Annotated in this window: 13 protein-coding genes; 8 read left to right on the top strand and 5 right to left on the bottom strand. The window is 30.6% G+C overall.

What is annotated here, in order from left to right:
• Window positions 1-17: 17 nt before the first annotated feature.
• The 4 genes from KM029_RS03400 to KM029_RS03385 form a co-directional block, all read right to left on the bottom strand.
• On the bottom strand, window positions 18-1,079 hold the full coding sequence (locus KM029_RS03400; RefSeq protein ID WP_144075377.1) for a PorP/SprF family type IX secretion system membrane protein: 1,062 nt from the start codon (window positions 1,077-1,079) through the stop codon (window positions 18-20).
• A 314-nt stretch (window positions 1,080-1,393) separates the two neighbouring features.
• Entirely contained in the window at window positions 1,394-2,335 is a 942-nt protein-coding gene (locus KM029_RS03395; RefSeq protein ID WP_144075376.1) for a lysophospholipid acyltransferase family protein, read from the bottom strand.
• 75 nt (window positions 2,336-2,410) lie between these two features.
• Window positions 2,411-4,354: a DNA topoisomerase (ATP-hydrolyzing) subunit B gene (gene gyrB / locus KM029_RS03390; RefSeq protein WP_144075375.1), complete on the bottom strand. Its 1,944-nt coding sequence runs from the start codon at window positions 4,352-4,354 to the stop codon at window positions 2,411-2,413.
• Window positions 4,355-4,438: 84 nt separating this feature from the next.
• Window positions 4,439-5,761, bottom strand: a complete 1,323-nt coding sequence (locus KM029_RS03385) for a tetratricopeptide repeat protein (protein WP_144075374.1) — start codon at window positions 5,759-5,761, stop codon at window positions 4,439-4,441.
• Window positions 5,762-5,872: 111 nt separating this feature from the next.
• Between KM029_RS03385 and KM029_RS03380 the strand changes: the two genes are divergently transcribed.
• The 8 genes from KM029_RS03380 to KM029_RS03345 all read left to right on the top strand — a co-directional run bounded on the left by KM029_RS03380 (window position 5,873) and on the right by KM029_RS03345 (window position 14,119).
• Window positions 5,873-6,220, top strand: a complete 348-nt coding sequence (locus tag KM029_RS03380) for a hypothetical protein (RefSeq protein WP_215586351.1) — start codon at window positions 5,873-5,875, stop codon at window positions 6,218-6,220.
• Window positions 6,221-6,400: 180 nt separating this feature from the next.
• Window positions 6,401-7,210 (top strand): OmpA family protein, encoded by an 810-nt coding sequence (locus KM029_RS03375; protein ID WP_144075372.1) that lies wholly within the window; start codon window positions 6,401-6,403, stop codon window positions 7,208-7,210.
• A gap of 61 nt (window positions 7,211-7,271) precedes the next feature.
• Window positions 7,272-8,276: a tetratricopeptide repeat protein gene (locus KM029_RS03370; protein WP_144075371.1), complete on the top strand. Its 1,005-nt coding sequence runs from the start codon at window positions 7,272-7,274 to the stop codon at window positions 8,274-8,276.
• A 94-nt stretch (window positions 8,277-8,370) separates the two neighbouring features.
• Complete coding sequence (locus KM029_RS03365) at window positions 8,371-9,147, top strand: enoyl-CoA hydratase-related protein (protein WP_144075370.1); 777 nt, start codon at window positions 8,371-8,373, stop codon at window positions 9,145-9,147.
• 78 nt (window positions 9,148-9,225) lie between these two features.
• A complete protein-coding gene (locus tag KM029_RS03360) occupies window positions 9,226-10,746 on the top strand; it encodes an oligosaccharide flippase family protein (RefSeq protein ID WP_144075369.1) in 1,521 nt (506 codons plus the stop codon).
• Window positions 10,747-10,754: 8 nt separating this feature from the next.
• Complete coding sequence (dut, locus tag KM029_RS03355) at window positions 10,755-11,189, top strand: dUTP diphosphatase (protein ID WP_144075368.1); 435 nt, start codon at window positions 10,755-10,757, stop codon at window positions 11,187-11,189.
• Window positions 11,190-11,215: 26 nt separating this feature from the next.
• On the top strand, window positions 11,216-12,220 hold the full coding sequence (locus KM029_RS03350) for a sugar phosphate nucleotidyltransferase (RefSeq protein WP_144075367.1): 1,005 nt from the start codon (window positions 11,216-11,218) through the stop codon (window positions 12,218-12,220).
• Window positions 12,221-12,346: 126 nt separating this feature from the next.
• A complete protein-coding gene (locus KM029_RS03345; RefSeq protein WP_144075366.1) occupies window positions 12,347-14,119 on the top strand; it encodes a tetratricopeptide repeat protein in 1,773 nt (590 codons plus the stop codon).
• Window positions 14,120-14,138: 19 nt separating this feature from the next.
• Here KM029_RS03345 and KM029_RS03340 read toward each other — a convergent pair whose 3' ends face one another.
• Window positions 14,139-15,074 (bottom strand): tetratricopeptide repeat protein, encoded by a 936-nt coding sequence (locus KM029_RS03340; protein WP_144075365.1) that lies wholly within the window; start codon window positions 15,072-15,074, stop codon window positions 14,139-14,141.
• Window positions 15,075-15,295 lie beyond the last annotated feature (221 nt).

The following is a 15,295-nucleotide window of genomic DNA, read 5'->3' as shown; positions in this document are numbered from 1 at the left end:
TGATAATAGGACTATTCCTATAAGTTAGGGGATGGACAAGATAATTCTAGTGGTTTTCTTTTTGGCTTTTTTCTATAATCTTTATATAAGTTAAAAGTATACTGTAAACTTATCTCATGTGAATTGGCATGCTGTTGAGGTAAATCAGATAAAGTGATATCATAACTATATCCGAAATTAAAATTTGCTACTTTAATTCCTGTAAGTAAAACTATGGCGTCATGATTAATCGCATTATCCTTTTCAGATTGTTTTAGTAATGGAAGCCCTCTATACCAAACACCAAATAGCAATGGTTGATAATGAAAATAAGCACCAACACTTAATTGATCATTTTTACCTTGGCTTTGATAATGCATAGCTAACGTTAAAGATTTTCTTTTATAATTAGGGATATGTGAATAGTGTCCTTTGTATTCTAATGGTATTTGATATCCTGCTTCTAATGCAAATCTAACGGGTAAGTAGGCTTGTTCACCTAAAAAGGAAATGTTTGGCTGAGTTAAATGAAATATTGAAATTCCTGCCCAATATTTTTCTCCAAAGAGCATAGCTCCAGTACTTACATCTGCATAATTAACCTGGTCTGTAACAAATGGCTCATTTGTTGTTGCACCTGTAAAACCAAAGGAATCAAGCTGATCGTTAAAAACAAGTGCAGATCTATCTAAACGATTCTGACCATATCCGACTTGAAGTCCAAGGTTTAATCCCATATATTTTGTGATTCCAATAGTGTAGGAACCAGATGCAATAACTTCATTATGTTTTAATGGAGTACCTTCATTAACACCATAATTATCTTGTTTGATGTACCCTCCTAAAGCAAAACTCTTGTATTTAAATTTATGATCAAAAGATGCCATAAATGATGTAATACTTGAGGGGAGACCTACCCATTGATTTCTGTAATTAACAATAGCTCTAGTTTCTTCACTGGAACCTGTTAATGCAGGGTTGAGGTATAATGGTGTTGCATAGTATTGCGAAAATTGCGTGTCTTGTGCACTAGATATATTATTATCAATACATATGATTATTAATAATAAACTGAAGTAGTAGTAAAAATTAGGTTTCATAGCAGCTTTAGGTATTGTTTAAAGGAATAACGCTTTTGAAGTAATTAACGTTTCAGAAAAACAACCTAAAACTTTACATTGTTAGATTATTGCTATTAAAATCATAGTATATTTAAAATATAATTTTTCAATTAATTTTATATTTAATAGTACTGATTATATTTCAATACATTATTGTATTTTATTTATATTTATCTTCTTTTCAACTTTAAAATCAACTATCTATTGTATTGTGTTACATGTTAGGAACTAAAAAAGAGGAACCAACTTTTGAAGTGATTCCTCTTTCTATAATAAGATTATTTGATATTTTCTTATTTACTTACATCTTGAGATGGTTTTGTTTTCCACCTTTCATGAAACCAAACCCATTGCTCAGGTTCTTCTTTAATAAATTCTTCTAATGCTAATGACATATTTTGTGTATTAACATTAATATCTTTTTTAAGATCTCCTGTTTTAACTAAAGGAACTTCTGGTTTAAAAGTAAGCATATGTTTTCCATTAGGTTGCATTTTAACTGCAGCAGGAATAATTGCGGCGTCAGCTTTTAGTGCCAAAACAGCTGCACCAATAGGAGTGGCAGCTTGTTTACCATAAAAATCTACAAACGTATTTTGTACTTTGTCTGTGTCTTGATCAATCAAAAGAAAAGCTAAACCGCCATCCTTTAATTTCTTAAACATTTTGATACTTCCACGAGGGTCACTTCTTTCAACAAAATCAGACAATTCGTGTCTATTATTTCTTCTGTTATTAACAAGTAGCTCGTTTAATTTGGGGTCTTGTAATTTTGCTCCAACTGCTATACAAGAATATTTTTTTAGATTGAGATAATAGCCAACCATATCAAAAGCACCTCTGTGGCAAGTAAGTAGAATTACACCTTTACCTTTATCATATGCTTCTAATAGATGTTCTTCACCTTCAACTTCTAGTACTTTAAGAATATCATCAACATTATTCATTGTAGGGTAACGAATAACATCAGTAAAATTCTTACCTAAATTCTTGAAAATGTTTTTAGTCATTTTCTTCGCCTTTTCATCGGTCATCTCATCTCCATAAGCATATTTTAGATGCTCAATTGATAGATCCCGAGTTTTGGGCATAATATAATAGGCAATTCCTGCAAGGTTTTTAAAAAACCACATTAATAGAGACCTTGGAACCCAACCTGCAACGATTAGTAACCCCTTTAAAGCCCAATAAAGTAGCTCATATTTAAGCTTTTTCCATCCTTTACGTTGACTCATATCAATTTAAATTTATGAAAAAAGGGCAACAGAGTTTGTTCATCTGTTGCCCATAATATTTCTAGATGCTATCTATTAAGCATCAACTTTTGCATAACGAGCATTACGTTCGATAAAGTCTCTTCGAGGAGCAACTTCATCACCCATAAGCATTGAGAATAAATGATCAGCTTCTGCTGCAGATTCGATATCTACACGAGACATTGATCTGAACTCAGGATCCATAGTAGTATGCCATAATTGTTCTGGGTTCATTTCACCAAGACCTTTATAACGTTGTATACTTACTTTTCCTTCGTCGCCACCTAATTCTTGAATCGCTCTTAATCTATCGTCTTCAGACCAACAATATTTTTCTTGCTTACCTTTCTTCACTAAGTAGAATGGAGGTTGTGCAATATATAAATATCCTTGTTCGATTAGAGGTTTCATATAACGGAAGAACAAAGTTAAAATCAAGGTTCTAATATGACTACCATCAATATCCGCATCGGTCATGATAATGATTTTGTGATAACGTAATTTTTCTAAATTAAGTTCTTTTTCATCATTTTCAGTACCAAAACGTACACCAAGAGCAGTGATAATGTTTTTGATTTCTTCGTTGTCATAGATTTTGTGCTCTTGAGCTTTTTCAACATTAAGGATTTTACCTTTTAATGGAAGAATTGCTTGGAACATTCTATCACGACCTTGTTTTGCAGAACCACCTGCAGAGTCCCCTTCGACTAGGTATAACTCACATGCAGCAGGATCTTTTTCAGAACAGTCACTTAATTTACCAGGAAGACCAGTACCAGTAAGAACATTCTTACGTTGTACCATCTCTCTTGCTTTTCTAGCAGCATGACGTGCTTGAGCAGCAGTAATAACTTTCTGAACTATATTTTTTGCTTCTTTAGGATGCTCTTCTAAATATGTTTTTAGAGTTTCTGTTACGGCAGAATCTACTGCACCAGATACTTCAGAGTTACCTAATTTTGTTTTTGTTTGACCTTCAAATTGAGGTTCTGGTACTTTAACAGAAATAATTGCTGTTAAGCCTTCTCTAAAGTCATCTCCAGAAATATCAACTTTGACTTTATCAAGTAAACCAGTCGAATCTGCATAAGATTTTAAAGTTCTTGTTAATGAACGTCTAAAACCTGCAACGTGCGTACCACCTTCATAAGTATTAATATTGTTTACATAAGAGTAAACATGCTCAGAATATGAAGTATTGTAAGTCATTGCAACTTGCACTTGAATATTTGCTTTTTCTCCTTCCATAAAAATTGGATTTGGTAGGAGTGTTTGACGAGTACTATCAAGGTACATTACATATTCAGAAAGACCACCTTCAGAATGGAAAGTTTCACCAATGAAATTTCCTTCGTCATCTTTTTCTCGTCTATCTTGTAAGTGTATAGTTAAACCTGCATTCAAGTAAGATAACTCTCTAATTCTTGAAGCTACAGTATCATAATTATATACACCAACAGTAAAAATAGAAAGGTCAGGCCAGAATTGAACGGTTGTACCGTGTGTATCTGTTTCTCCAACTACTTTAACATCATATTGCGGAATACCCGTTTTATATTCTTGTTGGTAAACTTTACCATCTCTACTATTTACAGTAACTTTTAGGTCCGTAGAAAGTGCGTTTACACATGAAACACCCACACCATGTAGACCACCAGAAACCTTATAAGTATCTTTGTCAAATTTACCACCAGCATGTAATACAGTCATTACAACCTCTAAAGCAGATTTTTTCTCTTTAGGGTGCATTCCTGTAGGAATACCTCTACCATTATCTGAGACAGTTACAGAATTGTCTTCGTTAATAGTAACATATATATCTGTACAATAACCAGCCATTGCTTCATCAATGGAGTTATCTACAACTTCCCATATTAAATGATGAAGACCTTTAACACCAATGTCACCAATGTACATGGCTGGTCTTTTACGAACTGCTTCCAATCCTTCAAGGACTTGGATATTACCGGCTGAATAATTGTCTTTCTTTTCTTCCATATCTTAATACAAAATATCTGCGAAGCTACCCTTTTTTGTAATCAATTACAACCTCAAATTTAAAGTAAAAATGTAGTTTATTGCTTACAAAGTGTTTAATCTTCGTTTTGCTTCTGAATCTATGCTATTTTTATAAGTGTGCTTAGGAAATGACTTAGCTTTATTGTAAAAAATCTTTGCGTTTGTCAAATCACCTTTGCCTTCATATAACTTACCTAAGTTTAATGCTGAATTTGCAGGATAATATTCTTTTGGTTTATCATCTGCTAATTCCAACACATTAAGATAATACTTTATTGCTAAAGAAGTATCTTTTAATGCATGTTTTGATCGTGCAAAACGATAATTATATTCTAATTTATCATTTCTGTTCAAATTTTTAGAATCTATATTAATTAATGTCTCAACAGATGCATTGTATTGTCCTGCATCAAATAAGATTCTGGAACGATAAATTTCTTTATTAGGAGTCATTTTTTGAATAGCAAAAGAATAGGCATACTTGTCAACATTCAAATTTAATGTTCCTTTATTTTCAATATTGGATCTTATTTTTTCTAATTCTTTTTCATCTGAATTGTTAAACCATTTCATTAAATACAATTGATAATAAATGCTTTTAACGTAATCCGTAGAGTATTTTTTTAAGTAATTATGAAAATGATTTTTTGAAAGTGTATTTTTTTGAGCATAAAAAGCACTTGCTCCAGATAAATACTCTTTGTAACCAAACCAATTATTTGATTTACGACTCATATTTGTCACGTAAAAATATGCTTTACCAGGTTCATGATTCTTAAAGTAGCTCCAAGCTAATACACATTTCCCTACATCATAATTGCCATATAATTGAGCATATTCTTTTGCAAGCTTATTTACTTTATCTTGGTTTTTATATATAAATGCATTCAGTAGTAATTGTGCGGTATATGCTTCAAAACGCAAAAAGCTATCAGAACTGTTCTTACCTCTTTTAATGAGCTCTTTTGGTGAATCTACAGGGGGGGTGAACCCTAATAAATTTCTAATCCAATGATAATCTGAAGGGATAACTTCTAAAGTAGTTGCGATAATGCCAACTACCAATGCATTTGCAGTGTCTGTTTTAATGTTCAAATGGTTTTTGTAAGCAGAAGTGTAAGACTTCTTCAGAGTCCAGAATGCGTTCCAGTACGAATGTTCTTTAACTTCAACTAATCCTTTTACTAATAAAACATTATTGATGTATTTTGTATCTTTTAAAATCTGAGGTAATGTTTCTGATGAAGGAGGCGATAATAACTTTTTGAGGTAGGGGGTATAATACTCAACTTCATCGTTAATTGTGTTTTCGGCAAAAACATTACTAACGTTAAATTGAAAAATTAAAGGGACAGAAACTATTAAAAGGAAAAAAAAACTCTTCATTTATTTGATGTATAAACAAAACTATGCATTCAAAATGAATAATTTAATAAATTAGTAAAATAATATTAACTCCAATTATTAATATATTTTAGCAAGTCAAACAAAAATTAATTGGAATCGTTATTTATTTTAGATAATCTTGTCTTGAATTTAAGTACAGAAATTATGAAATTTATTGTTGAAATAATATTGCCTGAGGTTTTAAATCAAGAACTGATTGATATTTTACCTTCGCAATACACAGAGATTGGAGATTTAATGAGCGAAGGGATTATTTCTTCTTTCATGTTGTCTGATAATGCTCAGAAAGCTTGGTTAACACTAGATGCTAACTCGGTAGTAGAAGTAGACAACATTCTTAATGCTTTTAAATTATATGATTATGTAAAAATGGAAATTTCAGAATTAAGCATTTCTGAAGTTAATCCTCCTCAAGTTCCTACATTTTCATTAAATTAAAATATTTGTTTTTCAAACTTAAAGTCAATGTTTACATTGGCTTTTTTTTATGTCTAAAGATACTTTGCACGCATTTTGCTATAATCAAAATACAATAAATTAATCATGCTATAAATTGATTATTTGTGTCTGATTAATTTTTGAAAATTTCAGAATGACTTTGAACTATAAAAAACAATAATGTATAAATACCTTTTATCTACTCTTTTATTTTCATTATTTTTTCAAATGTCCTTTGGGCAAGGGGTAACATCAAATCCTTTGATATTAAAATTAAGTGGTTATGATTTAATATATAGCGAATCAAAATTTGATGACATAGAGTTCCCAATGAGTGAAGTAGATATTATTCCATTATCTGGAGAGAAAATATTTGCAACTTTTAAATATGGAAAAGACAATAACTATAAACACCCATCAAGTTCACAAATAATTCAAACGTATTTTGATAAAGTGAAATCGCTAAGGGGGAAACCTTTGTATAAAGGAGAAAATTATGGTTCTTTTCAAGTAAAATCAAATGCAAAAAAGTTTTGGTGTGTTATAGAAACGCATGAAAATGGAGCATCTTATACGGTGACTATTATTGAACAAGAAAAAATACAAGAAGCTGAAACAGCCCAAGAAATGCTTGAACTTTTGAAAGAAAAAGGAACAGTAGATTTGTATTTTCAGTTTGCCACAGGTAGTGCAACGCTGTCAAAAGCATCATATCAAACTATCAATGAGTTAGCAACTTTATTAAAAAGATATGCTCCTAAGCTAAAATTAAGTATAGAAGGACATACCGATAATATTGGTAGTACTACTGCAAATAAAAAACTTTCTTTACAAAGAGCTGTTGCAGTAAAGAAACAACTTGTAATAAAAGGTGTAGATACCAACAGGCTAGAAACTATTGGATGGGGTTCTGAAAGGCCTATTGCATCAAATGATGACGAAAAGGGACGACTTCGAAATCGAAGAGTTTCCATTAAAGCTATCAACTAATTACATTTGTAACCGATCTTGAATAATCAGGATCGGTTATTTTTTTTATACTTAAATATATATGAACAGATTATTTTACTTTCTTATACTTCTGATGTTTTTTAGTTGCGATAAAAATGCAACACGTAATCAAGCTTTTATAAAAGGGAGAGATGCATTAAAAGAGAAAAAGTATAAAACTGCAGAAACGCAATTATTGATAGCGATAGAAGAAGATGCACAATTTTCTGAAGCATGGAATAATTTAGGTATTGCTTATTATGAACAAGGTGAAACAAAAAAAGCATTGATAATGTATGAAAAAGCATTGTCAATTGATAGTTGTCTTACAGATGCTTATCAAAATAAAGCCAATGCACTTTACAGATTAGGAGAAATTAATAAGGCAGTTTTTACACTCACAGACGGTTTGAAATGTGATAATCTAAATTACAGTTTACTTTTAAATCGAGCAACATTAAACCAGCAACAAAATAATTATGAATTAGCGTTAAAAGATTTGAATTTATGTTTGAAAATTAATGGGCTAGATGATGTTCTATTAACTAATTTGGGATATTGCTATTATAGTTTAGACAAATTAGATTCAGCTTTTCATTATTCTATTCAAGCAATAGAAATCAATGCGAATAGACATGAGGCAATTAATAACCTTGGCATGATTGCTTTAAAGAATAAGAAAATGAATCAAGCATATAAATATTTCTTAAAATCTGTTGAACAAGATCCTCAAAATATTTTATATCGATTAAACTTAAGCAAAGTAGCGATAAGCCTTAAAAACTATGATAGTGCTTGTAAAAATGCTAAAATGGCAGACTATTATGATGAAGGAAATAGACAAGCACTAAACTATATTTTAAAATCCTGTGTTTTCACAATGGAAATAAACGATTTTTTCAATTTTTGTTACAAATTATATCAAAAAGGAAATGTATCTGTATTTAATACACCTCTTTTAGAATTAAAGAATAATGATCAAAATGGAAAATATTGTGAATTATTGAAGTTGATTAAAGAAAAAAACATTAAAATTGATCACGATTTATTATCAAAATGTAAATAACGTTTTATAACTTGGACCTCAATAATGTTTTTAAGTACTAAATATTGCGTAAATAATTTAAAGTGAAAGCATTAATAACCGAATAGATTTACAAATGGATTACCAAAACCTTCTTTTAGAAAAGAATGATGGTTTGCTTATTATTACTATTAATAGAGAAAGCAAACTTAATGCATTAAACTCAAAAACTTTAGGAGAGCTAAAAGAAGCTTTTCAAATTGCATATGATGATGATAGTGTAAGAGCTGTTATTATTACAGGGAAGGGACAAAAAGCATTTGTTGCCGGAGCTGATATTTCTGAACTAAAAGATTTAAACGAATTAAATGCTAGAAAATTTTCAGAAGAAGGTCAAGAGATCTTTAATGGAATAGAAAATTGCACAAAACCTGTAATCGCAGCCGTAAATGGTTTTGCTTTAGGTGGAGGGTGCGAATTAGCATTAGCTTGTCATATTAGAATAGCATCTGTGAATGCTAAATTTGGTTTGCCAGAAGTAACATTAGGAATTATTCCCGGCTATGGTGGTACTCAAAGATTACCGCTACTTGTTGGTAAAGGTATTGCTAACGAAATGATTTTAACTGGTGAAATGATAACGGCCGAACGTGCTAGTATTATGAATCTAGTTAATTTAGTAGTACCGCAGGAAGAGTTGTTGCCTAGGGCAATTGAAATGGCTAAAAAAATATTAAATAAAGCTCCAATTGCTGTGTCACATGTTATAGATTGTATTAATGCTTCACATTCGAGTAAAAATGGATACCAAACAGAGGCAAATGCATTTTCGAGTGCTATAAAAACAGAAGATTTTATAGAGGGAACAGCGGCATTTTTAGAAAAAAGAAAACCTAATTTCCAAGGGAAATAAAGGACATTATACACACAATAGTTAACCTCTTTATAATTGATATTATCAATTATAAAGAGGTTTTTATATTCAGATTAAATGTTTAAAAAATTATTATCAGATACAGTTATTTATGGGCTAACAACTATGCTCATGAAACTGATTAATTACCTTCTAGTACCACTACATACGGAAGTTTTTACACCAGATAGTTTTGGTATTGTTTCTTATTTTTATGCTTATGCAGTTCTTTTTAATATCATATATACTTATGGTATGGAGACAACTTATTTTAGGTACGCTACAAAAAAAGATGATGGAGGACAAGCATTTAATTATATACAGACTTCATTACTTTTAACTTCTATATTATTTTCTTCATTATTATGGTTTTTTGCCCCTCATATTTCGGATTTATTAGGGTATGCTAATAGTGAAGTCTATGTGCGATTTTTTGCTTTACTTTTTGCAATAGATACAATGTTAGTTATCCCTTTTGCTAACCTAAGAATATTGGGGAAAGCGAAGAGGTTTGCATCATTAAAACTTACAGAAGCACTTTTGACATATGCCTTGAATTATTTCTTTTTAGTAACTTGTAAAGAGATTTATACCAATGGCGAACATGGTGTATTAACTGATTTAGTAAGACAATTTTATGATCCTAATTTTGGTTTAGGATATACTTTTTTAGCGAATCTAATTACTAAAGCAGGAATAATGATTTTACTTTTTGATAAGTTCCTTGAAATTAAATTAAGATGGTCTTGGAGTAAAATGAAACCGTATCTTCAATATGGTTTTCCATTAGTTTTCTCTGGAATTGCGTTTGCAATAAATGAGGTCTCCGACAGACAATTATTAAAACTTTTGTTACCAGATCACTTTTATAGTTTTGGAGGGGCTGATTATGCAATAGGAATTTATTCTGCAAATTATAAACTATCAATTTTTATAACATTAGCTGTTACAGCTTATAAATACGCAGCGGAACCATTTTTCTTTGCAACTGCAGATTCTAAAAACTCACCAAAAGTTTTTGCCAATGTTATGTATTACTTTGTCATAGTATTAATGATGATGGTACTGGTTGTTGTGGCTAATTTATCATGGATAGCACCAATTTTTATAAGAAGTTCATCCTATTTAGTAGGGTTGCCAGTAGTGCCTATTTTATTAATGGCCAATGTCTTTTTAGGAATGTATTATAATCTGTCTGTTTGGTTTAAAGTAACAGATCAAACAAAATATGGTGCTTATATTAGTTTTATTGGTGCAGCTATAACAATTGGATTAAATACATTGTTAATTCCTATTATTGGTTTTTATGGTTCGGCAATTGCTACGTTAAGTTGTTATTTTACAATGATGGTTTTAGCTTATGTGTTAGGCCAAAAATACTATCCTATTCCTTATAATGTAAAAATGATCTCATTTTATATTGTATTAACAGGGATATTCGTACTTTTGATCACATTTTTAAAATTTGATACATTTGCTGAAAATTTTATTGTACATAATTCTATTTTCGCTTTATTCCTGATCATAATTGCTTTTGTAGAAAGAAAATTTATCAAGCAAACTGTAAATACATTAAGAAACAAACTTTTAAAGAAATAAGCTTTAAAATGAAAATAAAAGTAATAAATAGCGGACATCACGCTTTACCTAAATACGAGACAGAATTGTCTGCAGGATTAGATTTAAGAGCTGTCCTTCAAGAGTCAATTACATTATCACCTCTTGAGAGAAAATTAATTCCTACAGGTTTACATATTGAACTCCCTCAAGGATATGAAGCACAAGTTCGCCCAAGAAGTGGTCTTGCATATAAATATGGCTTAACAGTTCTAAATTCCCCAGGAACTGTTGATGCTGATTATAGAGGTGAGATTAAAGTATTATTAGTTAATCTTTCTAATGAAGCATTTGAAGTGAAAGATGGAGAAAGAATTGCTCAACTTATTGTGGCTAAACACGAAGTAGTTGAATGGGTTCCTTCAGAAGAACTTTCAAATACAGAAAGAGGAGCCGGTGGTTACGGAAGTACTGGAAAAAAATAAACTAACAACTTAAAAAATAAAATAAGATGAAAATCATTGTCCCAATGGCAGGTCGTGGATCTAGGTTAAGACCACACACTTTAACAACTCCTAAACCTTTAGTTAAAATTGCAGGTAAACCAATCGTTCATCGTTTAGTAGAAGATTTAGCTTCTATGTCTGATGAAGTGCTTGAGGAAATTGCATTTGTTATTGGTGATTTTGGCGATACTGTAGTTAAAGAACTATTAGAAATTGCTGAATCTTTAGGAGCAAAGGGAACTATATATTATCAAGACGAACCACTAGGAACTGCTCATGCAATTTTGTGTGCTGCAGATAGTATGGATGGTAACATTATTGTTGCATTTGCAGATACTTTATTCAAAGCTGATTTTTCTATTGATAAATTTGAAGATGGTATTATTTACACTCAAAAAGTAGAAGACCCGTCTGCTTTTGGCGTAGTGAAATTAAATTCTGAAGGTGTAATCACTGACTTTGTTGAAAAACCTGAAGAGTTTGTTTCAGATCAAGCAATTATTGGTATTTACTACTTCAAAGAAGGTGAACGTCTTCGTGATGAACTTCAATATTTAGTAGATAATAACATCATGAATGATGGTGAATATCAATTAACTGGTGCTTTAGAAAATCTAAAAGCTAAAGGAGCTAGATTAAAGCCAGGTACTGTTGAAGAGTGGTTAGATTGTGGAAATAAAGATGCAATTGTAAACACAAACCAACGTTACCTTACATATATACAAGAACAAGAACTTGTTCACGATTCAGCTCAACTAGACAATGTTGTTTTAGTTAGCCCTGTTTACGTAGGTAAAAATGTGAAAATTAGTAATGCAGTTGTTGGTCCTTACGTTTCAGTAGGTGATAACACAATTATTGAAAACTCTGTAGTTCAAAATTCTATTGTTCAGGAAGACACTGATATCCGAAGAGTTAACATAGAAAACTCAGTTGTGGGTAATCATGTTGTTTATAGAGGAAGAGCAAAAGATTTAAGTATTGGTGATTTTACTTCTGTGAAAGAATAAAAAAAACCGAAAATAAAAGTCTACAAAGAGCGAAATAATTCTATTTCGCTCTTTTTTTCATTTACTATTTTTGTAGCTTTATAAATAGTTTAGAAAGAAGTTTGATTTAGTGGGGTAAACAATACTATGAGCAAAAACTTGGTTAGTGTCCGTGCGGTAATTTTTATGATTATCTTAAGCTTTTTTGCTTTTGATAATAACGTTTTAGCACAACGTAAAAAGAAGAAAAAAAAGAAAAAAGAAAAAGATATTCCTGTAGTGAGTATCGAAGAACCTTCTAAAAAAGAGAAAAGGAAATCTGAAGAATTATTTGTTTATGCAGTAAATGAATATCTTCTAGAAGAATATGAACAATCATTACAATTACTTGAAAAATGTAATGAATTGACACCGAAAAATGATGGTATTAAATATCAAACTGCTTTATGTTATCAAAAACTTGAACAATATCAGAGGTCTCAGCAATTTGCAAAAAGGGCTCTAGAACTTGATCCTGAAAATCAATACTATTATAAATTAGTAGCTCAAAATTACGAAGTTTTAGGTTTGTATAAAGATGCACTGCAGGTGCTACATAAACAAATTGAAGTTACTGGAGGTGATGAAGAAGCATATTTTCAAATAGCAATGCTTTATCTTCAAATGGGATCACCTCGCAATGCAATTGAATTTTTTGATATTGGTGAAGAAAAATATGGTATTAATGATGTTATTGTTCGTCAAAAGCAACGTATTTATATCAGATTAGGTGATTTAGATGCTGCATTAGAGGAAGGGAATAAATTAATAGAAGCGTACCCTGACGATTTAGAGTTTAAGTACTCTCAAGTAAGATTATTACTTGGTAATAATAGAACTGATGAAGCAGTTGAAATGTTAGAACCTATTTTGAAGAATTACCCAAATGAAGGTGAAGGCCATTTTCTTTTAGCCACAATCTATAGAAATCAAGGTGAATCTGAAAAGTACTATGAAGAATTAAAAATAGCTTTTGCAAGTGAAGACCCTTTATCTGATGAAAAATTTAATATTCTTGCTGGATATTTACAGTTTACTTATAATGAGAAAAAACGTAAAGAAGGCGAGGAGCTTATTTTAATTGCTCTAGAAGCGCATCCTAATGATGCGAAAATTTTAGCAATTTATGGTGATTTTCAGATATCACTTAAAAAGTTTGATGAAGCTCGAAAGTTTTATCTTGAGTCGCTAGTAAAGAATCCAGATAATTTTAAAGTTTGGCAACAAGTTTTATCAATAGATTGGGAATTGCAGGAGACAGACTCTGTTATTACACATTCAGATCTAGCATTAGAATATTTCCCAAATCAGGCAATATTATATTTCTATAACGGTTCTTCAAAACTATTTAAAAAAGAATATGAAGAAGCTGAAGTAATGTTGAATCAAGGTTTACAAGTAGTTGTAGATCCTAGCCTTAAAGTTCAGTTTAATGCTCAATTAGGAGATACGTATTATAAACTAGATGAATATAAGAAGGCTTTTGCTAAGTACGAAGAGGTACTTAAGGTTGATCCAATGAATATTTATGTTTTAAATAACTACAGCTATTTCTTATCTCTTAGAAAAGAGAATTTAAGTAAAGCAGAAGAAATGTCTCATCAAACTGTTTTAGCTGAACCAGAAAATGATACTTACCTTGATACTTATGGATGGGTTTTATTTGTTGCTGGAAAATATGCTGAAGCAAAAGATGTATTATCTAAAGCAGCAGCAATTACAAAAAGTGGAACCGTGATAGAACATTATGGAGATGTACTCTTTAAACTTGGTGAAGTTGATAAAGCTGTTGAACAATGGGAAAAAGCAAAAGAATTAGGAGGAGATGATTTGAGTGATTCACTCGATAAAAAAATCAAAAACAAAAAATATTACGAATAATATTTAAAGAGGAAGTGATCTAATTACTTCCTCTTTCTTTTTGTGTTAAATATCTCAATACCTTAAGGGTAGGTTCATAATTTGAACAGCCTTCTAATGATTTCTGGAAATATCTTCGTGCCATTTCTTCATTATTAGATTGTAAATATGCAATTGCCAAATTATAGTGTAATGCTGGGAAGTAGGGTAGTCTCATTTGCATTTTTGTATACAAATCTGCTGCCTCTTTAAGTTCTCCGCATCTGCTTGCAAAATTTGCTTCTGCTAATTCTGTAAAATCAGGATGATGCCCTTGATTAGCTTTGTAAAATTCAAATAAAGTACCAGGTACACCAATTAAAAACATACAATTTTTTAGAATGTTTTTATGGAAAAATTCAATCCCAAGGTTATCACCACCAAAATACTTAGTTGTTCTGAAATATAATTTTTTATCAAAAATAAAATATTCATATTTCTTCCTTTTACCCAATCTATCATAATACCCTGTTTCTGGGCAAATGTCAAATTGTTCACCATTAGAAAATAACAACCCATGTTTATCACTTATTGAATGGCATTCATTACAATATTGATATTGAGAATCTAAATGATTATCCCAGTCAATTGTATTTTCACAATGACCACAAATACGTTTAGATTTAGCATTTCTAGTAGCAAAAAGATCAAATGCTAATTTTATATCCTTAATCATTTCTGATTTAAGAATTATACAATTGTTTTTTTTGATATACCATGATGAAATTTCTTTTCCAAGTATGGGGTATTTTGAAAATGTTATTACTAGATACCCATCAAAGAAGGTAGTACTATTAATATCATGATAAGAAATCAACTCATTGGATAACGTTATACCTTGATCATTAACATTTCCAAGTTTTGGTATAAAGAAGTTTCTCTTCTTATGTTCATTATATGTTCTGAAAGAGAATACAAATGGCGTAATTTCAATCATATATCATTTTAATCTTAAGGAAATACAATTCTAGTATTGGTTTAAGCTAAACTTTTAATATTTTTGTATATATCGAAAGATAATTATATCAAAAGAATAAAATAACGTATTACTACGTTTTAAAGATAATTAATTTGACACTAGTAGAAAACCTGTCGCTAATAGCGTCAGGCTTTTTTTTATTTAAAAATTCTCATTAACTTTTGTTTTGTGTTGAATTG

Origin of the sequence: Flammeovirga kamogawensis (assembly GCF_018736065.1) — a bacterium.
Classification (GTDB): domain Bacteria; phylum Bacteroidota; class Bacteroidia; order Cytophagales; family Flammeovirgaceae; genus Flammeovirga; species Flammeovirga kamogawensis.
The sequence above is the reverse complement of the archived record's forward strand: the minus strand, read 5'-3'. Positions and strand labels throughout refer to the sequence as shown.